This is a genomic window from Amycolatopsis samaneae (genome assembly GCF_039541975.1).
In the GTDB taxonomy this organism is placed as follows: domain Bacteria; phylum Actinomycetota; class Actinomycetes; order Mycobacteriales; family Pseudonocardiaceae; genus Amycolatopsis; species Amycolatopsis samaneae.
Genome location: NZ_BAABHG010000001.1, coordinates 15676 through 38621 on the forward strand (window position 1 = coordinate 15676; position 22946 = coordinate 38621).

19 protein-coding genes are annotated in these 22946 nt (G+C 71.8%); 10 read left to right on the forward strand and 9 right to left on the reverse strand.

Annotated elements, in window-relative coordinates; genetic code table 11:
• Positions 1 to 2 precede the first annotated feature (2 nt).
• The gene (locus ABD987_RS00085; protein WP_345385425.1) at positions 3 to 587 is read right to left on the reverse strand and encodes a hypothetical protein; all 585 of its coding nucleotides are present in this window, start codon (positions 585 to 587) and stop codon (positions 3 to 5) included.
• A gap of 298 nt (positions 588 to 885) precedes the next feature.
• On the opposite strand from ABD987_RS00085, the gene ABD987_RS00090 reads away from it, so the two are divergent.
• From ABD987_RS00090 to ABD987_RS00110, 5 genes are read left to right on the forward strand one after another with little or no spacing between them, the layout of a single operon-like run.
• A complete protein-coding gene (locus ABD987_RS00090) occupies positions 886 to 1365 on the forward strand; it encodes a hypothetical protein (RefSeq protein WP_345385427.1) in 480 nt (159 codons plus the stop codon).
• Positions 1335 to 2753, forward strand: coding sequence for a hypothetical protein (locus ABD987_RS00095; protein WP_345385429.1), 1419 nt, complete (start codon positions 1335 to 1337; stop codon positions 2751 to 2753). Before ABD987_RS00090 ends, ABD987_RS00095 begins: the two co-directional genes overlap by 31 nt.
• Positions 2750 to 4147: a VWA domain-containing protein gene (locus ABD987_RS00100; protein ID WP_345385431.1), complete on the forward strand. Its 1398-nt coding sequence runs from the start codon at positions 2750 to 2752 to the stop codon at positions 4145 to 4147. Before ABD987_RS00095 ends, ABD987_RS00100 begins: the two co-directional genes overlap by 4 nt.
• A gap of 10 nt (positions 4148 to 4157) precedes the next feature.
• Positions 4158 to 5270, forward strand: a complete 1113-nt coding sequence (locus ABD987_RS00105; protein WP_345385433.1) for an ATP-binding protein — start codon at positions 4158 to 4160, stop codon at positions 5268 to 5270.
• Positions 5267 to 8038 (forward strand): DUF5682 family protein, encoded by a 2772-nt coding sequence (locus ABD987_RS00110; RefSeq protein ID WP_345385435.1) that lies wholly within the window; start codon positions 5267 to 5269, stop codon positions 8036 to 8038. Before ABD987_RS00105 ends, ABD987_RS00110 begins: the two co-directional genes overlap by 4 nt.
• Before the next feature lie 33 nt (positions 8039 to 8071).
• Here the strand turns inward: ABD987_RS00110 and ABD987_RS00115 are convergent, their stop codons facing one another.
• From ABD987_RS00115 to ABD987_RS00130, 4 genes are all read right to left on the reverse strand, one after another.
• Positions 8072 to 8443 carry an MmcQ/YjbR family DNA-binding protein gene (locus ABD987_RS00115; protein ID WP_345385437.1) on the reverse strand — a complete coding sequence of 124 codons (372 nt, stop codon included), beginning with the start codon at positions 8441 to 8443 and terminating at the stop codon, positions 8072 to 8074.
• 25 nt (positions 8444 to 8468) lie between these two features.
• The gene (locus ABD987_RS00120) at positions 8469 to 8816 is read right to left on the reverse strand and encodes a hypothetical protein (protein ID WP_345385439.1); all 348 of its coding nucleotides are present in this window, start codon (positions 8814 to 8816) and stop codon (positions 8469 to 8471) included.
• 163 nt (positions 8817 to 8979) lie between these two features.
• Positions 8980 to 9537 carry a DUF4232 domain-containing protein gene (locus tag ABD987_RS00125; protein WP_345385441.1) on the reverse strand — a complete coding sequence of 186 codons (558 nt, stop codon included), beginning with the start codon at positions 9535 to 9537 and terminating at the stop codon, positions 8980 to 8982.
• Between the two features lie 255 nt (positions 9538 to 9792).
• Positions 9793 to 11208, reverse strand: a complete 1416-nt coding sequence (locus ABD987_RS00130) for a tol-pal system YbgF family protein (RefSeq protein ID WP_345385443.1) — start codon at positions 11206 to 11208, stop codon at positions 9793 to 9795.
• Between the two features lie 184 nt (positions 11209 to 11392).
• Between ABD987_RS00130 and ABD987_RS00135 the strand changes: the two genes are divergently transcribed.
• The gene (locus ABD987_RS00135; RefSeq protein WP_345385445.1) at positions 11393 to 12034 is read left to right on the forward strand and encodes a DUF3159 domain-containing protein; all 642 of its coding nucleotides are present in this window, start codon (positions 11393 to 11395) and stop codon (positions 12032 to 12034) included.
• Between the two features lie 10 nt (positions 12035 to 12044).
• On the opposite strand, the gene ABD987_RS00140 is transcribed toward ABD987_RS00135, so the two are convergent.
• The gene (locus ABD987_RS00140) at positions 12045 to 13403 is read right to left on the reverse strand and encodes a sensor histidine kinase (protein ID WP_345385447.1); all 1359 of its coding nucleotides are present in this window, start codon (positions 13401 to 13403) and stop codon (positions 12045 to 12047) included.
• Entirely contained in the window at positions 13400 to 14092 is a 693-nt protein-coding gene (locus ABD987_RS00145; protein ID WP_345385449.1) for a response regulator transcription factor, read from the reverse strand. The genes ABD987_RS00140 and ABD987_RS00145 overlap by 4 nt, the downstream gene beginning before the upstream one ends.
• Before the next feature lie 193 nt (positions 14093 to 14285).
• On the opposite strand from ABD987_RS00145, the gene ald reads away from it, so the two are divergent.
• The 4 genes from ald (at position 14286) to ABD987_RS00165 (ending at position 20193) form a co-directional block, all read left to right on the forward strand.
• On the forward strand, positions 14286 to 15401 hold the full coding sequence (ald, locus tag ABD987_RS00150; RefSeq protein WP_345385451.1) for an alanine dehydrogenase: 1116 nt from the start codon (positions 14286 to 14288) through the stop codon (positions 15399 to 15401).
• Between the two features lie 58 nt (positions 15402 to 15459).
• Positions 15460 to 16923: a MocR-like pyridoxine biosynthesis transcription factor PdxR gene (gene pdxR / locus ABD987_RS00155; protein WP_345385453.1), complete on the forward strand. Its 1464-nt coding sequence runs from the start codon at positions 15460 to 15462 to the stop codon at positions 16921 to 16923.
• Between the two features lie 107 nt (positions 16924 to 17030).
• On the forward strand, positions 17031 to 18395 hold the full coding sequence (locus tag ABD987_RS00160) for an aspartate aminotransferase family protein (protein WP_345385455.1): 1365 nt from the start codon (positions 17031 to 17033) through the stop codon (positions 18393 to 18395).
• 394 nt (positions 18396 to 18789) lie between these two features.
• On the forward strand, positions 18790 to 20193 hold the full coding sequence (locus ABD987_RS00165) for an amino acid permease (protein ID WP_345386764.1): 1404 nt from the start codon (positions 18790 to 18792) through the stop codon (positions 20191 to 20193).
• Between the two features lie 89 nt (positions 20194 to 20282).
• On the opposite strand, the gene ABD987_RS00170 is transcribed toward ABD987_RS00165, so the two are convergent.
• Positions 20283 to 21641, reverse strand: a complete 1359-nt coding sequence (locus ABD987_RS00170) for an MFS transporter (RefSeq protein ID WP_345385457.1) — start codon at positions 21639 to 21641, stop codon at positions 20283 to 20285.
• A gap of 19 nt (positions 21642 to 21660) precedes the next feature.
• The gene (locus tag ABD987_RS00175) at positions 21661 to 22935 is read right to left on the reverse strand and encodes a hydroxyacid-oxoacid transhydrogenase (protein WP_345385459.1); all 1275 of its coding nucleotides are present in this window, start codon (positions 22933 to 22935) and stop codon (positions 21661 to 21663) included.
• Between the last annotated feature and the right edge of the window lie 11 nt (positions 22936 to 22946).

Consider the following 22946-nt stretch of genomic DNA (forward strand, 5'->3'; position numbering starts at 1 on the left):
GGCTACTTCGGTGTGTAGCACTGGATCCCGGCACTCCAGTTCCCGTCGCGGGTGGGCCCGGCGCCGACGCCGGTGCACATGCGGTCGCCGGGTTCGATCGAAACCACCGCGGAGTTCATCGCCGAGTCCAGCGTACTGCCCGCACCCCGGTGGACCCACGGCATGTACCGGGAGCCGTCGATCTTGGCCACCCAACAGCTGACCACGATGCCGAACCCGGAGTCGACCGTGATCGAACCGGTGGAACTCGCACACATCGTGGCGCCAGGACCGGCGGACCGCCGGGCGATCTCGAGCGCCGCGGCCTGCGCCGAGTCCACCGAGCTGCCATAGGCTCCGGAGCTCCAGTAGAGCATGTTCGCGGAGCTGGACTTCGGGATCTGGCACTGCATCCCGGCGTCGAAGCCGAAGTACCGCACCGCGCTCGCGGCGACCCCGGTGCACCGGGTCCCGCCGTAGGTGTCCTTGAGCGCCTGCACGGCCGACACCGCCTTGTCCACCGTCGACCCGAAGGCCCGATATTCCCAGTTCATCGTGTCGTCCGCCGAGGCACCCGCCGCCCCGGTCAGCATCGTGGTCCCGGCCACGGCCGCCACCGCACACCATCGCGCAATCCGACGTCTCACAACCCATCCCTCCCTGTCCGGTCATCCGGTCACCGGAAGCGTCGCCGCCGCGCGCGGCACCCACCAGGGCAGAACTGCCCTGCCCGCCCGGAATCCCGGGCGGACGGACCCCGGCGAACCCCTGCCGGAACCGCTCTCACCCGGGCGGATCCGGAATTGTCGGTGCCTGCCGCTAGGTTCGCCTTCGTCCCCGCCAAGGAGGCGTGGCGACCACTCGCCGCAAGGAGATGACGCGTTGTCAGACTGGGAAGGATCGAGCATGGCCCGCGTGCTGCCACCCGCGCGCCCGCGCAAGCTCGCCAAGGTCCCGTTCGTGGAGCTGGCCGAAGGGCGGCTGCAGGGCGTGGTGTCCAGCGGGTCGGACATCGGGCGGGTGTACGTCTCGTCGGTCGCGGCAGGCACGTACGAATTCGCCTGCAGCACCAACAACAACCGCCCCTGCGGCGGCGCGCGGGGCGCGTTCTGCAACCACATCCTCGCCCTGCTCACCGAATCGGCGCTGCAGTACGGCGCCGAGCGCGTCGCGCGGTACCTGCGGGTGGAGCTCCCCGACGGCGAGCCGAGTGCCACCGCCATCGCCGCGGCGATGAGCGAAACCCGGCCCGCGCAAGGGGAAAGCGCTGCCGCCGCGTCGGTGTTCAGCCGGTTCCTTCGGCATCTGGCCTACCTGGAGCACGCGCCCTCCACCGCGCCGCTGCCGGAGATGCAGTGGTTCCCACCGGCCAGGGTGGCGGGCTGATGCGGGCCGATCTGCTCGCCGACCCCCTCGCCGGTGTCGGCGAGGCGCTCGCCGCGATCGACGCCGCCGACCGGGTGCTCACCGCCGGGTTCCTCCGGCCCCAGCCCGCCCAGGCACACGACCTGGCCGAGCTGGCGGGCGCGGTGGCGGGCTCGCCACTGGCCGGACGAGTCGCCGAGGCGGCAGGGAAGATCGCCGCCGGGGCAGGCGACGAGGAGCATTTCGTCGCCTTCGCCGCCGCCCGCACCGCGTTGTTCGGCTCGGTCCACGACGCGCTGACGGCCCGGATCGCGGAGGCGACCGGCCGGCCGCTCACCGGCGAGCCGGTCGTGACCGCGGGCGGGGACCCCGCGCCGAACCCGTCCGCCGCCGCCCGTTCCTGGCTGGCCGAACTCGCCCGCGCCGGCTGGCGGGGCATCGACCACGAGCTGGTTTCCGGTGCGGCGCCGGTGGTTTCCGCGCTGCTCGCGGACCCGTCCCAGCGGCGGCAGGCGACCCTGCTCGACGGGTTCGCCGCCGAGCTCGCGGCGTCCTGTCCCGGCGCGGCGCTCGACCGCGTCCCGGCCCGCCGCTGGGGTGACCTTTGGTCGCGGGCGCTCCTGCTGACCCTGCCCGGCACGGGCCCGGCCGGTGCGGCGGGTACGGCCACCGGCCGTCTGCTGCCCCTCGGTGTCGACCTGCACGAGCACTCGACCGCGGCACAGGTCCAGGTGCACGCGGTGTTCGAGCCCACGGACGGCGGCGCGCCCCGGCTGGTGCGGGCCGGCGCGTCCGCGCCGAAACCGGACACGATCACCGGGGCCGGTGTCTGGCAGCTGCTGCGCCCGCACCTGTCCCTGCTCGCCGCGCTCGGCGAGGGCCGCTCGATGGAGCTCGCCGCGATGCCCGTCACTGCCGAGGGCGACCTCCTGTGGCACGACGAGCACGCCCGCGCCGGTGCCCCGGCCGAGCCGTTCACCACCGCGCGGGTGGCCCTGCCCACCGCCGCCCTCGCGGCCACCGCGCCGCTGGACCGGCACCCGGCGCGGATCGCCGTTCCCGTCTTCCTGGAGGGTTACACCGTCGAGGGTGGTGAGGAGGCGCCGGTGTTCGTGCTCGCCGGGCACCGGCTCCCCGTGGACACCGGCCGCGTCCCCGCCGCGGGCCCGCTCACCCCGAAGGCGGTCGCGGGTTCCGGCGCGTGCCTCGGGCTGCTCCGCTGGGACGCGGGCGCCTTCCGCCTCCAGCCGATGGCCGTCGAGACCACCGTGCGCAAGAAAACCACCGCCGTGCACGCCGGGGCGTGGGCCGGGGGCACCACCGACAAGGCCGGGCTCAAGGCGGAGAAGGCCGCCAGCGACGCCGCGGCGGTGCTGCGCGAACGCGCCGGAAGGCTGTTGCGGAAATGACCGAATCCCAGGAGACCCGGCGTCAGGTCCTGTACTGGCGGCTGCTGGCCCGGCTGTTCGACCACGAGGAGCAGGCCGCGCTCGAATCGGCGAGCCTCGCCGTGGTCGAGGACATCGGGCTGCCGCCCGCGGTGCTGGATCCGGCGGTCGGCGTCGACTCGCTCGTGCAGCGTCATCCCGGGCTGGCCGCGGAGCTCGACGGCCTGATGGCGCCCGAGCCCGGCGACACCGGCACTCGGGACAGGGCCGCCGAGGTACGCCGCGCGGCGCTGGTGTCGAAGGTGCTGCTCAACGTCTTCGCCGCGGGTTCCGGCGCGGTCACCGCTACCCAGCTGGCCCGCTGGCAGGCCGACGCTGGCTGGCTGGAGCGCGCGCTCGGCTGCCGTCCGGGTGAACTGCGCGGCAGTGGTCCCGGGTCCGGCGCCGGCGCTTCCGGTGGCCGGGGCGTCAGCGCGACGGGCACGGGCGGTGGCCGGGCACCGGACCTCGGCACGCTGCTCCCGGCGATCGGGCCGGAGCTGGGCGCCATCGAGGCCGACCTCGTCCGCCGGATGCGGCTGCGCGAGGTGCTCGCCGATCCCGCGCTCGCCGCGCGGCTGAGCCCGAGCATGTCGCTCATCGAGCAGTTGCTGCGGGACAAGGACAATCTGTCCGGCGTGGCACTGGCCAACGCGAAATCCCTGATCCGCCGCTTCGTCGACGAGGTCGCCGAGGTGCTGCGCACGCAGGTGGAAAAGGCCACCGCGGGCGTGCTGGACCGGTCGGTCCCGCCGAAGCGGGTGTTCCGGAACCTCGACCTCGACCGCACCATCTGGAAGAACCTCGTCAACTGGAGCCCGGAGGAGGAACGGCTCTACGTCGACCGGCTCTACTACCGGCACACCGCGCGCAAGACCACGCCGCAACGGCTCATCGCGGTCGTCGACCAGTCCGGGTCCATGGTGGACTCGATGGTCAACTGCACCATCCTGGCCTCGATCTTCGCCGGACTGCCCAAAGTGGACGTTCACCTGATCGCCTACGACACCCAGGCGCTCGACCTCACGCCGTGGGTGCACGATCCGTTCGAAACGCTGCTGCGCACCAATCTCGGGGGCGGCACCGACGGTACCGCCGCGATGGCGCTGACCCAGCCGAAGATCGCCGAACCACGCGACACCGTGGTGGTGTGGATCTCCGACTTCTACGAAAGCCACGAGGAACAGCTGTTCGAAGCCATGAGCGCGATCCACCGGTCCGGGGCGAGATTCATCCCGGTCGGCTCGGTCACCAGCGCGGGCCGGGGCAGCGTCAACCCGTGGTTCCGGGAGCGCTTCAAGGATCTCGGCACCCCGGTGCTGTCCGGTCACATCACCAAGCTCGTCCACGAACTCAAGAGTTTCCTGACTTCCTGAAAGGCCAGACATGTCCGACCTGTTGCGCGCCCCCGCCGAGCTCAAGTACGCCGAAGAACTGGACTGGCTGGAGTCGGTGGACGACGGCCCGAAGCCGTTCGCCTGGCGCCTGTCCCCGAAGATGGTGCGCCGGTTCGTGCTCGGCACCGAGCGCGCCGACGGCCTCGACCGCGAGCTCGCGCAGAAGTGGTTCGGCGACCGGAGCATCGTCGAGCGGGCGATCGTCACGCTCGCCTCCGACCGCGGCCTGCTGCTGATCGGCGACCCCGGCACCGGCAAGAGCTGGCTGGCCGAACTGCTGGCCGCCGCGATCTCCCGTAACTCCACGCTGGTGGTGCAGGGCACGGCGGGCACCACCGAGGACCACATCAAGTACTCCTGGAACGTGTCCATGGTCATCGCCAAGGGTCAGTCCCGCGAGTCGATGATCCCGTCGCCGATCATGACCGCGATGGAGGCCGGCTCGATCGGCCGGTTCGAGGAGCTGACCCGGTCCACCAGCGACGTCCAGGACGCGCTGATCTCCATCCTGTCCGAGAAGTACATCTCGGTGCCCGAACTGGACAGCGACAACATCGTCTTCGCCAAGCCGGGATTCTCCGTGATCGCCACCGCCAACAGCCGCGACCGGGGCGTCAACGACCTGTCCTCCGCGCTCAAGCGCCGCTTCAACTTCGTCCGCATCCCGGTGGTGACGAACAAGAAGAGCGAGGCGGAGATCGTCCGCTTCCGCACCGAGGAACTGCTGCGGCGGCACCAGATCGAGCTGGACGTGCCGCCGACGCTGCTGGACGTGCTGCTGCGCAGCTTCGGCGACCTGCGCGCCGCGGCGGCCTCGGCGGGCAGCGACGACGAGAAGCTGGAGTCCGCGCTGTCCACCGCCGAACAGATCGGCGTGCTCGAAGACGCGGTGCTGCACAGCAACTTCTTCGGCGAGCGCGCGCTCACCGCCCGCACACTGGCCTCCTCGCTCGTCGGCTCGCTGGCGCGGCGCGAGCCGGAGGATCTGGCCATCCTCAACAAGTACCTGCACGGCGTGGTCGAGCCGCGCAGCAAGGACGAGGGCGGGGACTGGCCGGAGTTCCTCGACGGCGGCCGCGACGCGATCGCCACGCTTTCGTGAGCGGCGCCTTCGCGGCGTTGCGCGGCCAGCTCCGGGAGGCCGCGGCCGCTTTCGCCGACGGACCGGACGCGCTGGAGGGCATCCTGCTCGGCCTCGTCGACGACGTCGACCGCGCGGTGGCCGAACCACTGGAGATCTTCCCGGTCTGCCACCACTCCCCCGCCTCGGCGGTGGCGATGGCGCGGCGGTTGCGGGAGAAGCAGCCGAAGGTGGTCTACCTGGAGCTGTGCGAGGACATGGCCCCGCTGCTGACCGAGCTGCGGAACTGCCGCCTCCCGGTGGCGGTGCAGGCCTTCGCGACCGAGGTCGACGGTTTCCCGGCGGACTGGGCGCCGCTGTCGGTGGTCGCGCCGATCACCGAGGCCTCGGCGGAGTACCAGGCGATCGCCTACGCGCTCGACACCCCCGGGGTCGAACTGGTGCTCGTCGACCGCTCCGCCGACCACGTCTTCCAGTGGGACGAACGCACGGCGGCCGGTACTCCGGCGGACCGGGGAACGCCGCCCGCCGAGGAGGAGGCCGCGCTGCACGGCGACGCGGTCGGGGTGGAGATCGGCGGTCTGCGGCCGCGTTTCGCCGAACTCGAAGAACACCTGCTGCGCCACGGAAAGGTGCGGCACTGGTCGGAGTGGTGGCACCAGTACGTCGAACTGCCGCTCGGCGACAGCGACCACGACACCTACCGGCAGGTCATGCTGCTGATCGGCAGCCTGTTCCGGCGGCTCGCACCCGGTGACCCGCACCAGGTGCGGGTGGACGAGGACCGGGAGCGGTACATGTGGACGCGGATGCGCGAGCACCTCGCCGCGTCCGCCGCCGATCCGGCCGACTGCCTGTACGTCTGCGGCGCGTTCCACGCGGCCAGCCGGGTCGCGGAGTTCGGGGCGGGCGGCGCGGACGGTTTCGCGATCAGCCCGCGCAGCGCGAGCACCTGGCAGTACGGCCTGATCCCCTCCAGCCACGCGGCGATCGAGGCGCAGTTCGGCCTCGCCGCGGGGTCGGTGTCGATCGCCGCCACCGAATGGACGAAGAACCTCAAGCGCACCAAGGTGAAACCGTTCCGGCTGACCGGCCAGGCCGGCACGCCCGCGCGGAAGAAACCCGCGGCGCTGCCCGATCCCGTCCCGGACGTCGTGCCCTCGGATCACCTCTCGGGGTTCCTGCGGCGCCCGCCGGTGCTCGACCAGCTGGACGAGGACGAGCTGATGGGCTGGTCGGTGGAGATCGTGCGGGCCGCCCGCCGCAACGGGTACCTGGCCTCCACCGCCGACGCCATCGCCGTGTTCGAAACGTCGATCCTGCTGGCGGGCATGCGCGAACGCGCCAAGCCCACGCCGTACGACTTCCAGGACGCGGCGGTCACCTGCATCGAGAAGGACGTCGTGCCGGGCAGGCGGGACGTGCGCCGCCTCGTGGAGATCATGCTGGGCGGCGACCGGATCGGCCAGGTCGGCTACGACGCGCTGCCCCCGCTGGCGCGTGACGTGCACGACCGGCTCGCGCCGCTCGGTCTCAAGCTCCAGCAGCGGGGCGTGCGGCGGGCGCTGCTCGACGTCGCCGCCCGGCCGGAACTCGGGCCGTGCTCGGACGTGCTGTGGATGCTGCGGTACCTGATGCCGCCGGGGGCGGCACGGCCGATCATGGGCGAGCGGCGGCTCGGCGAGCGGCCGATCCAGGAGTCGTGGGACCTCGCGCTGGGCACCCACCAGCGGGCCCTGATCGAGCTGGGATACGAGGGCGTCAGCGTCGAACAGGTGCTGGAACAACGGCTCCGGCGCGCCGCGTACCACCCGAGGGCCACCGCCGCGACGGTGCTCGAGGCCGTCGAGGACGCGACACTGTACCTGGGCAGTGCCCGGCTGGCCGGCGAGCTGGGCGCCAGGGCGCTGGAGGTGCTGGCCACCGAACGCACCGTCGACGGCGCGCCGGAGGTGCTGAGCCGGGTACGCAGGCTGCTGGCGTTCTACCGGACCAGTGAACCGGCGCTCCCGCGCTGGATCGAGCGCTTCGTCAAGACCGGGTACGCGCATTACTGCACCCTGCTGCCGACGGCGTTCGCCGACGAGGAGGCGGGTGTCGGCCAGGTCGCCGCGATGCTGGGCTTCCTGTTCGGCATGGAGTCGCTGGCCCTGTCGCTGGGCTGTGACCGCGCGCAGCTGGAGCTCTCCGTCGCCGGATCGCACCCGGAGGAACCGTCGAAGGTGGCCCTGCTGTGGGCGGCGCGGGTGCAGCTCGGGCGGATGTCCCGCGCGCAGCTGCGGGCGCGCTGTGCCGAGCTGCTGTCCAGTCCTCTGGTCCTGCCCGCCTATCCGCGCTACCTCAGCGGGTTCGTGCACGCGCTCGTCCCGGCGCCCGGCCTGGCCGATTTCGTCGTCGAGGCGGTGTCCCACGCCTTCGCCGACCTCCCGGACACGGTGCTGCTGCCGTGGCTGCCCACGCTGATCACCACCCTGCGTGCCCAGGGAGCCGAGCTGGTGCCGCTGCTCGTCCGCGAGGCCGGGCGGCTCTTCCCCGGCCGCCTCGCCGCGCTCGACGAGTGGGTCCCGCCCTGGCGGGCCGGGGCGGAACCGTCGGCACCGCCCGAAATCACCCCCGCGACCGGAGCCGGCGCGGCGCTGCTGGCCGAACACCCGGCGACCTGCGAGGCCGTGGCGACCCTGCTGGGCTGGCCCGTCGACTGGGAGGAGGCCACGCCGGCGGGTGTGGCGCTGCTCGACCGGTATCCCGGCACCGCGACGGCGCTGGCGGAGGTGCTGGCGGGCACCTGACCACGAGCACGGGCCGGGGCGCGCTGGCCGGGGTCACTCCCCGGCCAGCGCCACCCAGTGCAGTTTCTCCTGCTCGCGGCGCGGCAGCCCGGCGACGACCAGGTCGTAGGAGTCCTCGACCATCTCCCGGACGAGACCGTCGGGCACCGAGCCGTCCAGCAGCACCGTGTTCCAGTGCCGTTTGTTCAGGTGGTACCCGGCGGTGACGGCCGGGTACTGGCCGCGCAGCTGCACGGCGACGTCCGGATCGCACTTCAGGCTGACCCGCAGGGGCCGCTGCCGTAACGGGCTCAGCGCGAACATCTTGCCCGCCACCTTGAAAACGCTGTTCTCCTCGCCGAAAGGGAACTCCTCGCGCGCACCGGTCAGTTCGAGACAGACCTTCTTCAGTTCAGCGGCCTTCATCGGCCCAGCCTACCCGGCGCGAGGGTCAGCACCACGGATACAGCTCGGGCCCCGGCAGCGCGGTGCCACCGTCACGGCGCCGCGCGTAGAACAGCAGTGTCCGCGCCTGTTCGCGGGTCACTTCGAGGCAGGCGCACAGCGCGCCCAGCGACGCGCCCCGCTCGGCCAGGGTCAGCCCTACGGACAGCACCACCACGGGCACCCCCGGCGACTCGGCGACCAGGTTCGCCGGGAGCGAGGCGAGCACGTCGCACTCGAACTCGCGACGCGCCTGCGCGAGGAGTTCCTCATACCCGGCTCCGCGACGGCGGTGCCGGAACCGGGTCAGCGCCGTCCACATCGGACGCCGCCCCACGGCAGGGGTGCGGATCATGGTGACCTCCGGGAAGGTGTGCGTTCACGGCCGGGATACGACTGTGCGACGGACTCACGTCCTCACCTCCTCCGGTGGCCCCTCGCCGCCCAGTCAACCCGCCTTCCCCGCAACAGTCAAACGATTGCGCAAGTGTTTTCGTGTTACTGATGCCCGTGGCTGGTCAGGCCGTGGGTGCGGTACCCCTGGTCAGCGCGCCGACGTCGAGGGTGTGACTGTCCGCGCCGGCATCGACCGGGCCGAGATCCCAGCCGAGGGTGACGTTCGGATCGATGTGGTCACCGTGCGGATTGGAGTCCGACGGGGCGGTGAACGTGAGACCGTTGGGGGTCTGCTGCTGGGCCTCGGCCTCGATGGCGGTCCAGTGCAGCGGGACATACGCCGAGGAGCCGTCGGCGAGCACGACGGCGGGCGCGTCGGCCGGGGCCTGGTTGTCGACCAGCACGTTGCGCGCGCCCACGAGATCGACGCCGAGCTTGCCCGGCAGGGAGCACCGCTCGCCCGGATTGGCGGTGAACTGGATGGCCGCGTTGCGGTTTCCCGCGCCGGCGCCGCCGTAGACCACCTTGCCGCTGAACTGGTTGGCGGTACAGGGGAACACGCTCGGGCCGTAGCCGCCCTCGGCGCTGGCGGTACCCGCGGCGAGCGCGGTCATCCCCGCGGTCGCGCCCGCGACAGCGAGAACGGCGACGGTGCGGCGAAGATGGGTGCGGACGGTCATGGTTGCCCCTTTCCGGTCGCGTCCGGGCGGGCTTTCCGCCCGGGGCGGACGATCGAAGAGGTGATTCATTGACTTCGATCGCCTTCATCCGGGAAGACGTCCACATCGCACACCGGGTTCGGCCCTGTGGGATTGCCCGCACCGGGGCAACCCGAAGCCGCCCCACACGTCGGTACCACTGACCGGCGTGCGAGGCGGTACGCGATTCCGCTTTCCCGGCAGGCGTTCCCCGGCGTCCACAGTGGATCGTCGAGATCACCTGACCACGGGGGCGAACCCGGCACGGAGGTCCGCGTCGGACGGGCTGACGTACTGCCGCGGGGGCGGGCCGCCGACGTGGTGGGGCACGGTGAAGTGCTGCGGGCAGCTCGCGCCGCCGATCTCCACCCTGGTGTCGGTCACGAGCTTCCCGGTCCGCAGCTCGTAGGCCCGCACCGGGATCGCGATCTTGTGGAAGGTCACGTTCCCGACGACACCGGGCGCGCTGGAGCTGGTGTACGGGCAGGTCTGGACGGGAGCCCCGTACCCCCGATCGCCGAGGCAGACCACCAGCACGGCGTCGGCGACGTCGCCCGCCCGCCACTCGGCGGGCAGCTTGGCCGGGTATTCGCCGTCGCCGTAGAACAACGCGCGGTTGGCCGCGCCCTTGGCGTAGGCGGGAGCACCGCCGTACTGGGCGGGCCGGTCACAGTAGACCGGTCGCCGGGCGGCGGAGCTGCCCAGCAGGCCGCGCACGTTCGCCAGTTCGAGGGCCAGGGTGCTCTTCTTGACCCCCTCCGCGGCACCGGCGGCGAGTTCGTGGCCGGGGTACCGGTCCAGGAGCTGCTGGTATCGCGTCCGCGCCTGTTCCCACTGTGCGGCACCCGCGAACTGGTCGCCACACCCGACGAGCGCCGGGGGCGCGGTCCTCGGCACGACCGAGGCCGCGCGGTCCAGCACCGTTCTGTCGTTGTGCCGTCCGGAAATCCAGTCCGTGATCACGGCGGTGTGGCACGGATCCTTGGCGGGCAGCCCGGCCAGGAACCCGTCGAGGGCCACGCCGACCATCTTCTCGTGGCCGGGCTGCCTCGCGAGAACCGTGCCGAGTTCGTCGAAACCCGTTTTCAGGGAATCGATGTCCCCGGTCAGCGCGGTGGCGAGCCGGGTCTTCGCGTCTCGTATCCGCGCGCACGCCCGCGTGGTCCCCTCGCCCCGTACGGTCATCGGGGCGTCGGCGACCCGGTGCCCGAACCACACCCGGCCCAGCGCGGCGTCCGCCCGCGCGCAGTCGCCGGTGGCGCGGGCCTCGGTGACCGTCCCCTCGATCCGGGCGGCGTCGAACCGCAGGAATCCCACCGCCAGCAGGACCGGGACGGTGACCGCGAGCGCGATCAGCCGCTGCTTCCGCCGCACGACGCGGTCGGCGCCCCGGCGCGCGAGGAACCAGCCGTGCGCGATGAGCGCGATCCACCAGAGCAGCACGACGAACTCGAACCACACCGTTCTGGCGACCGTGACGAGCAGGGTGACGAGCGCGATCGTGACCAGTCCGGTGAGGACGGCGAACCAGCGCCGCCGCAGCAGCAGATAGCCCACGCCCACCAGCGAAGCGTTGCCGAGCGCGACGGCCACCGGGTCGTGGGACCGGCGCGCCGGCGGCTCCTCCGGCGGGACGTACGGCGGGTGTTCCATCTCGCTCCCCCGAATCCTTCGACGAGTAGCGGTTGCCGCCGAGTGTGCGGCCCGTGCGCCGGGACCGGTCCCCGCGCACGGGGAGTGATCGTTGAGGCACGAACGAAAGCGCGGGCACCGATTCGCAGCGGATTCGCAGGGCTCTCCCAGAAAACGTGGAGATCACCGCCGCACCGTGGACGACATGAGATTCGACTTGCTGACAAGGAATTCGCCGCGTCTGTTCGCCGCGGTGGGCGGCTGGTATACGGTCGCGGAGGTCATCGCGTCCCGGGTCGTCTACCTGCTCGCGTACCTGGTGACCGGCCGCGTGGTCGTCTCCGCGCTGATCGCCGTCGGCGCGGTGCTGGTGTTCGCGGTCGTGCGGGTGCGCACCGACCGGAACTGGTGGCAGGCGGCGGGCGCGCTGCTGATGGTGGGCGTCTGCGCCACGCTCGCCGGCAGCAGCGGCCGAGGGGCGGACTTCTACCTGCCGAACGTGCTCTTCACGGCGGGGGGCGGGCTGGTCCTCCTGGTGTCGATGCTGGTCCGGTGGCCGGTGGCCGGGGTGCTGATCGGCCGGGGCGCGCGGGCGGGCTGGCGGCGGGATCCGGTGCGGCGGCGGCGTTATCAGCTGTGCACGGCGGTGTTCCTGGCCAAGGCCGCGCTCAGCCTGGCGATACTGGTGCCGTTGTACCTGGCCGGGTCCGTGGTCCCGCTCGGCATCATCTGCACACTCGGCGGCCTGCCCGCGCTGAGTGTGTGCGGCTATTTCTGCTGGCGGATCCTGCGGGACGAACGGGCCCTGACCGGGGCGGCACCCGGCGCCGTGCCGGAACCCGCCTGAGAAAACGGTTTCACCCGGTCAGCGGAAGTTCGACGTGGAGCCGGGTCCCGATCCCGCCGGGTCCGATGTGGACACTCGCGCCGCCGTGGTGCGCCGCGGCGATGGCGGCCACGAGGGCCAGGCCCAGACCGGTGCCGCCGCCGCGGGTGTGCGCGGCGCGGTGGAACCGGTCGAAGACGTGCGGGCGGTCCGCGGCGGGGATCCCCGGCCCGGCGTCGGCGACGTCGATCGTCGCGAAGCCCCCGTCGACGCCGACGGTGAGCGTCGCGGCGGTCCCGGGCGGGGTGTGCGCGCGGACGTTGGCGAGCAGGTTGTCGAGCAGCTGCCGGACGCGGATGGGGTCGCACCGCAGCACCACCGGCGCCCCGGCGGGCACCAGCCGCAGCGGGCGGGCGGGTTCGGTGGCGCGGGCGGCGGCGAAGGCGTCCGCGGCGAGCTCGTTGAGGTCGGTGTCCCGCAGGTCGAGCGGCCTGCCCTGGTCGAGCCGCGCCAGTACCAGCATTTCGTCGACGAGCACGCCCATGCGTTCGGCCTCGCTCTCGATCCGCGCGGTGACCCGCGCCAGGTCGGCGGGCCGGTCCGCGGCGCCGCGGCGGAACAGCTCGGCGTAGGCGCGAATCGTCGCCACCGGGGTGCGCAGCTCGTGCGAGGCGTCGGCGAGGAAGGTGCGGAGCTGTTGTTCGGAGGCGCGGCGTTTCTCGAAAGCGGTTTCCAGCTGGCCGAGCATGTCGTTCAGCGCGCGGCCCAGCCTGCCGACCTCGGTGCGCGGGTCGGCGGGCCCGACGCGCTGGGTGAGGTCGCCGCGGCCGATCGCCTGCGCGGTGCGGGCGATCCGGTCCAGCGGCCGCAGTTCCCGGCGGACCAGCCACACGGCGAGCACGAGCACCCCGGCCAGCGCGACCGCGCTCAGGACCAGCACCGGCCGCCGGATCCGGCCCAGCAGCTGCTCGGCGACCGCGGTGTGCGTGCCGACGACGAGTTCCGTGCCAGGGCCCACCGGTTCGACGTGCAGCAGCCAGCCCTCGGGCGCGGGCCGCCCCGGTGCCGTGGCGGGTGGGGCCGCGCCACTGGACATCGTCTGCACCACCGTCCCGTCGGTGCGGCGCAGCTGGAAGAACGACGGCACGTCACCGCGCTCGGCGAGCGCGGTCAGCAGCGGGGTCCGGACGAGCCTGCCGCCCTGCGCCAGGTCGGCGGCGACCGCGCGGGCGGCGGCGTTGAGCGTGTCGGTGTCGCGGCTGGTTCGCCATTCGGACAGGGTGCGGCTCGTCGCGATGCCGAGCGGGAGTATTCCGGCCAGCAGCAGCAGCGCGCCGACGGTGAGCACCAGCCGGGTGCGCAGCGACAGCGCCGGGAGCGCGCGCCTCACGGGGCGGATTCCGGCGGGCGCAGCACGTAGCCGACCCGCTGCACGGTGTGGATCAGCCGGGGCCTGCCGGTGTCCACCTTACGGCGCAGATAGCTGATGTAGGTCTGCACCGCCCCGTCGTTGCCGCCGAAGTCGTAGCGCCACACGTGATCCAGGATCTGGCCCTTGGTCAGTACCGTGCCCGCGTTGACCGCGAGGTAGCGCAGCAACCGGAACTCGGTCGGCGTCAGCTCCACCGGGCGGCCGCCGACCAGGACCCGGTGCCCGGCCTCGTCGATCTCCAGGTCCCCGACGACCAGCGGCGCCGGACCGCCCGCGACGCCGGACCGCCGCAGCACGGCGCGGATCCTGGCGATCAGCTCGCCGAGGCTGAACGGCTTGGTCAGGTAGTCGTCCCCGCCCGCGGTCAGCCCCGCGATGCGTTCCTCGGTCTCGTCCCGCGCGGTCAGGAACACCACCGGGACCGCGCACGCGGACCGGCGCAGCGCCCGGCAGAGATCGAGCCCCGACCCGTCCGGCAGCAGGATGTCCAGCACCACGAGATCGGGCCGGTAACGCGGCACGGCCTCGATGGCCGCCGCCCTGCTCCCGGCGATCGTGGTGCCGAACCCCTCGTACCGCAGGGCGGTCGACACCGCGTCCGCCAGGAAATCGTCGTCGTCGACGACCAGGATCCGTGTCTCCGGCATGGTTCCCAGTGCACCGAGGGCACGGGGCACGCCGCCACGTCGTACCGGACTTTCACAGAGAATTCCCAGAACCGGACGCCCGGCGCCGGGCTGGTCCCTTCGAACGAACGCGTTCTGGCCCTTCTGGGGAGGCCAGTCATCCCGGACGCTCAGCTGGTCCGACAGCGACGGTGTCAACGGATGGGAGCGGGAAATGCGGATCGGTGTTCCCCGGGAAGTGAAGGACAACGAGTTCCGGGTGGCCCTCACCCCGGCCGGCGTGCACGAGTTCGTCTCGGCCGGGCACGAGGTGTTCGTGGAACGGGGCGCGGGCGAAGGCTCGTCCATCGCCGACCAGGACTACGCGGCCGCCGGCGCGAAGGTGCTCGACGGCGCCGACGACGTCTGGGCCACCGGCGAACTCGTGCTCAAGGTCAAGGAGCCGGTCGAGCAGGAGTACGGCAGGCTGCGCGCGGGCCAGTTGCTGTTCACCTACCTGCACCTCGCCGCGAGCGAGCCGTGCACGCGGGCGCTGCTGGCGGCGGGCACGACGTCGGTGGCCTACGAGACGGTGCAGCTGCCGGACGGGTCGCTGCCCCTGCTGTTCCCGATGAGCGAGGTCGCCGGGCGGCTGGCGCCGCAGGTCGGCGCGCAGACGCTGATGCGGGCCAACGGCGGCCGTGGCGTGCTGATCGGCGGTGTGTCCGGGGTGGCCCCGGCCAGGGTGGTGGTGCTCGGCGCGGGCGTCGCCGGGATGAACGCGGTCGCCGGGGCGGCCGGGAGCTGGGCCGACGTGGTGCTGTTCGACAAGAACGTCGACAAGCTGCGCGCGGCGGACCGGATGTACCAGGGCCGGATCCGCACGGCGGCGGCGAACGCCTACTCGATCGAACAGGCCGTGCTGGAGGCCGATCTGGTGATCGGCGCGGTGCTGGTGCCCGGGGCGAAGGCACCCAGCCTGGTCTCCAACGACCTCGTCTCACGGATGAAGCCGGGCAGTGTGCTCGTCGACATCTCCGTCGACCAGGGCGGCTGTTTCGAGGACACCCGCCCGACCACGCACGCGGACCCGACGTTCCCGGTGCACCGCTCGGTGTTCTACTGCGTCGCGAACATGCCGGGCGCGGTCCCGCACACCTCGACGCACGCGCTGACGAACGTGACCCTGCCCTACGCGCTGGAGCTGGCGAACCACGGCCTGCGGCCGGCGATCGAGCGGCGCCCGGAGCTGCGCGGCGGTGTCAGCACCGTCGACGGCGTCCTGACCTCGGAGCCGGTGGCGGCCGCGCACGGGCTGACCGCGGTCGCGCCGGAGACCGCGCTGGGCTAGCCGGGCGGCACCCGTTCGGGTTAAGTTTCGGTCGCCCAGACCTCGGCGAGGAGCAACGGTGCCCCGTACGCTGATCGAGATCGACCGGTCGTCGCCGGAGCCGCTGTACCGGCAGGTACGGCGCGCCCTCGAGCACGGCATCGCGGTCGGCACGTTCGACCCGGGGCACCGCCTGCCCAGCTCCCGGGAGCTGTCGGTGCAGCTGGGCGTCTCCCGCAACACCATCAACCTCGCCTACCAGGAACTGGTGGCCGAGGGGTTCGTGGAGAGCAGGGAACGCAGCGGCCTGTTCGTCAACGCGGAGATGCGGCCGCACTGCGCGGTGCAGGAACACACGAAGAGGCCGCGGATCGACTGGCGGACCCGGGTCCGCCGGTATCCGGACGCCGACGTGCCGCACGTCGAAAAACGCGCCGACTGGCACGCCTATCCCTATCCGTTCGTGGCGGGCCAGATGGACGTCACCGCGTTCCCGGCCCGGTCGTGGGCCCGCTGCCTGCGCGACGCGCTGTACCGGCCGCACGTCTTCCCCGCGTTGCAGGACAGCGTCGGCTCGGACGACCCGATGCTGGTGGAGATGGTGTGCAAGCACCTGCTCACCGCCCGCGGGATCGAGGCCGACCCGGCCGAGGTGCTCATCACCGTCGGCTCGCAGCAGGGCCTCGACCTGCTCGGACGCGCGCTGCTCGGGCCGGAGCAGCGGGTCGGGATGGAGAACCCGGGCTATCTCGACGCGCGGCACATCTTCCTGCGCACCGGCGCCGCGGTGCGGGGGCTCGACGTCGACCAGAGCGGCCTGCGCCCACCGGCCGAGCTCACCGACGTCGACCTGTTGTACCTGACGCCCAGCCATCACCACCCGACGAACGTCACGCTGAGCATCGGCCGCCGCCGCAGGCTGGTCGAACTGGCCGCGGCGGCCGGCACGGTGCTCGTCGAGGACGACTACGACAGCGAGTTCCGCTACCACGGCAGCCCGACCCCCGCGCTCAAGGCGCTCGACGGCTCGGGCGACGTCGTGTATCTCGGCACGTTCTCGAAGTTCCTGTCCCCCGGCCTGCGGCTCGGCTACCTCGTCGCGCCGCGCGAGCTGGTCCGGGAACTGCGCGAGATCCGCCGCTACGTGCTGCGGCATCCGCCCGGTCACCTGCAGCGCGCGCTGGCCCTGCTCATCGACAGCGGGGAGTACCAGCGGTCGTTGCGCCGCTACCGCACGAAACTGATGCGCAAGTGGGAGGCGACGTGCGCGGCGGTCGAGGAGCACCTGCCGTGGCCGCAGGGACCGTACCCGCCGGGCGGGGTGAGCCTGTGGGTGTCCGGACCGTCCACACTGGACTGCCGGAAGCTGGTGGAGCGCGCCGAACGCGACGGTGTCCTCGTCGAGGGCGGCGACATCTTCTTCTTCGGCGACACCCCGCCCCGCAACCACTTCCGGGTCGGGTTCGCGGCCATCCCGCCCCGGGCGATCGAACCCGGGATCCGCCTGCTCGGCCGGGCCTGCCGCGAGCTGCTGGACGCCTGAGCGCGACCCCATCTGGACCCGTCGGAACGCACGTTTCTGGTGCTGGGCGCGGACCAGCCCGGTTGCGAGAGTCGGACCACACACTCGCGCCTTGAAGGAGGTCTCCGGTGGACGTCACCCAGCTGCGAGCGCAGGCTCGCCGCCATCTCGGCCCGCACTTCACCCGCAAGGACACCTGGGACAGCGACTTCCCGGTGTTCGTGCGCGGCGAGGGCTGCCACCTCGTCGACACCGAGGGCCGCCGCCACCTCGACGGCCTCGCCGGGCTGTTCTGCGTCAACATCGGGCACGGCCGGGCCGACGTCGCCAAGGCCGTCGCCGACCAGGTGGGCACCCTGGCCTACGCCAGCAACTGGGGCTCGGCGCACCACCCGGCCATCGCGGCGGCCTCGCTCATCGCCGAGCTGGCGCCCGGCGACCTGGGCACCACGTTCTTCGTCAACTCCGGCTCCGAGGCCGTCGAAACGGCGCTGAAGTTCGCGCGGCAGTACCACCGCAGCCAGGGGCGGCCCGAGCGGACGAAGATCATCGCCCGCGACATGGCCTACCACGGCACCACGCTGGGTGCCCTGTCGGTGACCGGCCTGCCGAAGATCAAGGACCCGTTCGGCCCGCTGCTGCCCGGCGTCCGGCACGTGCCGAACACCCTCGGCCTGCTCGGCGACTGCGGGCCCGCCGAAGAACTGGACTGTGTCAAGGCGATCGAGACGGTCATCCTCGAAGAGGGCCCGGAGACGATCGCGGCGCTGTTCGCCGAGCCGGTGCAGAACGGCCGGGGCGCGCTGGTACCGCCCGACGGCTACTGGCCCGCGCTGCGGGCGCTGTGCGACCGGTACAGCATCCTGCTGGTCTCCGACGAGGTGATCTGCTCGTTCGGCAGGCTCGGGCACTGGTTCGGCCACGGCCTGACCGGCGTCGTGCCGGACATGATCACCTTCGCCAAGGGCTCGACGTCCGGATACGCGCCGCTCGGCGGGCTGATCGTGCGCGAGCGGCTGGTCACCGAGCTCTACGACTCACCGAAGGGCGGCGTCTTCACCCACGGCGCCACCTGGGGCGGGCACCCGGTCGCGACCGCCGCGGCCGTGGCGAACCTGACCGCGATGCGCGAGGAAGGCGTGCTCGAGCACGTCCGCGCCGAGGCACCGCGGCTGTCCGCCGCGCTGCACGCGCTCAAGGACGCCCACCGCTGTGTCAAGGACGTCCGCGGGACCGGGTTCTTCTACGCGATCGAGCTGATGGCCGATCACCGGAGCGGCCGGGAGCTGACCGAGGCCGAGTCGCTCAAGGTCCTGCGCGAGGTGCTGCCCGAGGCGTTCCGCCGCACCGGCGTGATCCTGCGCGGCGACGACCGCGGCGCCACGATGCTGATGATCTCGCCGCCACTGGTGGCCGGCGAGGCCGAGCTCACCGAGCTGCTGCACGGCGTCGACGCCATGCTCACCGACGTCGAGAAGGCCGTCCAGCCCTGACCTCGTGTCGTACCCCGGGTGGGGCCGCCGATCCTCGGCGGCCCCACCCGTCTTTATACCGCCGGACCGCGCCCGCATCACGATTCGAGTACATTGTGGACGCTCACGGTGCGCTTTCCCCGTTGCCGGGGAAGCGAAACGGTCACCGTCCCGGTCCGCGAGATCACCCTTCGACACCTCCTCGCGACCGGTACAGTCGGTCGCCATCTGGACCCCTCGGGCACGGCGCAACTGGCTCTCGTACCGGGCCCAGGCAGTACCTACGGTGACGGGAACCACAAAGCAAGCTCCCAGCGGTTCCGCACCGTCGGTGCCGCGACTAGGAGGAGACGTGAGTTCGATGTCCGAACCCGCCCGGCCCAGCGGACTGAAACCGGGGCTCAAACAGCGGCACATGAACCTCATCGCCCTCGGCGGCGTCATCGGTGCCGGACTGTTCGTCGGCAGCGGCGTCGTGATCCAGTCGACCGGCCCCGCCGCGGTCATCTCGTTCCTGATCGCCGGGCTGATCACCGTGCTCATCATGCGGATGCTGGCCGAGATGACGGTGGCGAAGCCCGCGCTGGGCTCGTTCTACGTCTACGCGCGGGAGGCGATGGGCAACCGCGCCGGCTTCGCGGTGGGCTGGATGTACTGGTACTTCTTCGTCATCGTGGTGGCCGTCGAGGCCGTCGCGGGCGGGCGGATCCTGCAGCTGTGGCTGCCCGGGGTCCCGCTCTGGGTGCTCAGCCTCGGCCTGCTGGTCCTGCTGACCGGCACCAACATGGTTTCGGCGCGCTCCTACGGTGAATTCGAGTACTGGTTCTCCTCGATCAAGGTCGTCGCGATCATCGTGTTCCTCGTGCTCGGCGCGCTGTACCTGTTCGGGATCTGGCCGGGTTCGCACGGCGGTGTGTCGAATCTGGTGTCCCACGGCGGTTTCGCGCCGCTCGGTATCGGCGCCGTACTCGCCGCCGTGGTGCCGTGCATCGGGTTCTACACCGGGGCGGAGATCGTCACGATCGCCGCGGCCGAGTCCGCCGAGCCGAAGAAGGCCATCGCGAAAGCGATGCGGTCGATCATCTTCCGGGTCGTGCTGTTCTACGTCGGCTCGGTGTTCGTGGTCGTGGCGGTCAAGGCGTGGAACTCCCCGGAAACCGCGGTCAGCCCGTACGCGTCGGTGCTCGACGTGCTGGGCGTCCCGGCGGTCGCGACCATCATGAACGGCATCGTGCTCACCGCCGTGCTGTCCTGCCTGAACTCCGCGCTCTACACCTCGTCCCGGATGCTGTTCGCGCTGACGCACCACGGCGACGCGCCCCGCGCCTTCACCCGGCTGTCCCGCAGCGGTGTCCCCCGCCGCGCCATCCTCGCCGGGACGGTCGTCGGCTACGCCTCGGTCATCGCCGCCTACACCTCGCCGGACGTGATCTTCCAGTTCCTGGTGAACTCCTACGGCGCGGTCGCGTTGTTCGTCTACCTGGCGATCGCGCTGGCCCAGGTCACCCTGCGCCGCCGCCTGCAACGCGAGGACCCCGGCAAACTGGCGCTGAAGATGTGGCTGTTCCCCTGGCTGAGCTACGCGACGATCGCGTTGATGGTGCTGGTGATCGGCGCGATGGCGATGCTGCCGGACACCCGTTCGCAGTTCTGGCTCAGCGCGGTGACCCTGGTCCTGATCCTGGTGGGCTACGAGGTACGCCGCCGTCGCGGTGGTACTCCGCCCGCGGCCGAAGCGCCCCCGGTGGAGGAATCCCCGGCGACGCCGGACACTCCCCGCCCGAGCCTGCGGAACACGCCCGGCACCGATCTCGCCTGATCTCTCGCGCCCGGTCCGTGAATGCCACATTGAGGGATTCTGAGTCCCTCAATGTGGCATTCACGGACCACTCCGTATTTCGGCTTCGTTCAGGCGTTTCCCTGGCCGACGGCGGTCGCGGGCACCGCCGTGCGGACGTCGTCGGCGAACATGTCGCGTTCGCGGATGGCCAGCGTGCACACCACGCTGATCGCGGTGGTCACCGCGAGGTAGACGAGCACACCGTTGGTACCGGTGCGGCCCGCCAGATAGGCCAGGACCAGCGGGGTGAGCCCGGAGGCCACCACCCCGGAAAGCTGGTACACCACCGAAATCCCGGTGCAGCGGCGGGAAACCGGGAACAGTTCGGCGTAGAAGGCCGCCTGCGGCCCGTACATCAGCGGATAGCTGATGCCCAGCACGGCCACGAGCGACACGGTGATCAGGACCGTGTTGCCCGCGTGCAGCGCGGCCAGCGCGGGGATCGCCAGTACCAGGGTCGTCAGGGCGCCGACGGCGAAGGCCCGGCGGCGGCCGACGCGGTCGGACACCCGGCCGAAGACCGGGATGAACACCACCATCACGGCGGCGGCGATCATCACCGCCTGCAACAGTGGCTGCCGGTCCAGATGCAGGGTCCCGCTGCCGTAGGAGATCACGAACACGGCCCAGGCGTTGAAGGCCACGCCCTCGGTGAGCCTGCTGCCCATGCCGAGCAGCAGATGCCGCCGGGAAACCCGGTCCCGCACGAGTTCGAGCGCGGGCACGGTGGATTCGCCCTCCTGCTCGGCCATTTTCCGGAACGCGGGCGTCTCCACGATCTTGACCCGGATGAGGAGCCCGACGACCACGAGCACCGCCGAGAGCAGGAACCCGATGCGCCAGCCCCAGGAGAGGAACGCCGCCTCGGTGGTGAGGGCGTTGAGCGCGGCCAGCACACCGGTGCCGAGGGTGAGCCCGAGCGCGAGCCCGATCTGCGGGAAACTCCCGTAGAGGCCCCGTTTCCCGGCCGGCGCGTACTCGGTCGCCATGAGCACCGCGCCGCCCCACTCGCCGCCGACGGCGACGCCCTGCGCCAGCCGGAGCACGATGAGCAGGATCGGCGCGGCCGGGCCGATCATCGCGTAGTCGGGCAGCAGCCCGATGAGACAGGTCGCCACCCCCATGATGAGCATCGTCGCCACGAGGGTCTTCTTGCGGCCGACCCGATCGCCGAGGTGTCCGAAGAGGAATCCGCCGACGGGCCGGGCGAGGAAGCCCAGCGCGAAGGTCGCGAAGGAGAGGACAGTGGCGACGAGCGGGTCGTCGCCGGGAAAGTAGAGCTTGTTGAACACGATGCCCGCGGCCGTGCCGTAGAGGAAGAAGTCGTACCACTCGACGGTCGTGCCGAAGACGCTGGACGCCACGACGAGGCGGACGTCGGTACCGCTCCTGGATTCCTCGCCAGGCCCGGAAGGAGTTGTCTCCATTGATAACTCCATAACCCCGCTACAGGGAGCGGCGGAAGATGTCTTCGAGGGCTGTGCGGGTGACCGGGCGGGGCACGACGGCGAGCTGGCGGGTCTGCTTGAGCGTGCCGTCCACGAGCGTGGTGATGTCTTCTTCACCGTAGCCGAAGGCGTGCAGCCCCTTCGGCATCTCGATGTCGGCCATCAGCTCGCCGAGCACGTGCGGCAGGGCCTCCGCCCCGTCGGTCGCGGTGAACGTCTGCCCGCCCGAGAGCAGGTGGGCCGCGCGCAGATGGCGTTCGGGCGCGGCGGGGTAGGTCCAGCGGAACACCGCCGCCGCGGTGGCCGACACCGCCTGGCCGTGCGGCACCATCGGCATCTCGGGGTAGCCCTCGGCCCGGTAGTCCTTGACCGCGCCGGCGATCGGGTAGGCGTTGGCGTGCGGCAGGTGGGTACCCGCGTTGCCGAACCCGGTGCCCGCGTAGGTGGACGCCAGTGCCATCTGCGTCCGCGCGTGCAGATCGCGTCCATTGAGGACAGCGGTCCGCAAATGCTTGCCCACCAGGGAAAGCGCCATCTCGCACCAGACGTCGCTGATCGGGTTCGAGCCGCAGAAGGCGGGACGGCGCATCGGCTCCTCCGGCGCGGGTTTCGCGTCGAAGGCCACGCTGGTGTAGCTCTCCAGGGCGTGCGAAAGCACGTCCATCCCGCTGGCCGCGGTCACCTGCTGTGGCAGGCTCACCGTGGTCCGCGGGTCGACCACGGCCAGCGCCGGGCGCAGCGCCGGATGGCTCACCCCGGCCTTGAGGTGCAGGCCGAGCAGGTCGACGACGCAGATCGTGGTGGACTCCGAGCCGGTCCCGGCGGTGGTCGGCACGGCGATCAGCGGTTTGAGCGGCCGCCACGGCGCCTTGCCGGCGCCGATCGGCGGCGTGACGAAGTCCAGCAGTTCGCCGGGGTGCGTGGTGAGCAGGTTGACGGCCTTGGCGGTGTCGATCGCCGAACCGCCGCCGATGGCGACGAAGCAGTCCCAGTCCTGTTGCCGGGCGAAGGCCACGGCCTCCTCGATGCTCGCGTCGGTGGGCTCGACGCCGACACCGTCGAAGATCTCGCTCTTCACGCCCGCGGCGCGGACCGAGTCGAGCGCGCGGTCCGGGATCCCGGTCCGGCGGACCCCGGGATCAGTGAGGATCAGGCACGACTTCGCCTGCCGGGCCGCGACCTCGGCGCCGAGTTCGTCCAGGGCGCCCGCCCCGAATTTCAGCGGCGGTGCGGCCCAGGTGAACACACTCTCGTTGCGGTGCAGTTCGGGCACGGGTGACCACT

Bases quoted from the DNA above. Each gene is read 5' to 3' on its own strand.
- ABD987_RS00090 (WP_345385427.1), top strand. From the start codon at position 886: ATGGCCCGCGTGCTGCCACCCGCGCGCCCGCGCAAGCTCGCCAAGGTC.
- ABD987_RS00115 (WP_345385437.1), bottom strand. From the start codon at position 8,443: ATGAAGGCCGCTGAACTGAAGAAGGTCTGTCTCGAACTGACCGGTGCG.
- ABD987_RS00135 (WP_345385445.1), top strand. From the start codon at position 11,393: ATGAGATTCGACTTGCTGACAAGGAATTCGCCGCGTCTGTTCGCCGCG.
- ABD987_RS00165 (WP_345386764.1), top strand. From the start codon at position 18,790: ATGAACCTCATCGCCCTCGGCGGCGTCATCGGTGCCGGACTGTTCGTC.
- ABD987_RS00145 (WP_345385449.1), bottom strand. From the start codon at position 14,092: ATGCCGGAGACACGGATCCTGGTCGTCGACGACGACGATTTCCTGGCG.
- ald (WP_345385451.1), top strand. From the start codon at position 14,286: ATGCGGATCGGTGTTCCCCGGGAAGTGAAGGACAACGAGTTCCGGGTG.
- ABD987_RS00105 (WP_345385433.1), top strand. From the start codon at position 4,158: ATGTCCGACCTGTTGCGCGCCCCCGCCGAGCTCAAGTACGCCGAAGAA.
- ABD987_RS00100 (WP_345385431.1), top strand. From the start codon at position 2,750: ATGACCGAATCCCAGGAGACCCGGCGTCAGGTCCTGTACTGGCGGCTG.
- ABD987_RS00120 (WP_345385439.1), bottom strand. From the start codon at position 8,816: ATGATCCGCACCCCTGCCGTGGGGCGGCGTCCGATGTGGACGGCGCTG.
- ABD987_RS00125 (WP_345385441.1), bottom strand. From the start codon at position 9,537: ATGACCGTCCGCACCCATCTTCGCCGCACCGTCGCCGTTCTCGCTGTC.
- ABD987_RS00130 (WP_345385443.1), bottom strand. From the start codon at position 11,208: ATGGAACACCCGCCGTACGTCCCGCCGGAGGAGCCGCCGGCGCGCCGG.
- ABD987_RS00170 (WP_345385457.1), bottom strand. From the start codon at position 21,641: ATGGAGACAACTCCTTCCGGGCCTGGCGAGGAATCCAGGAGCGGTACC.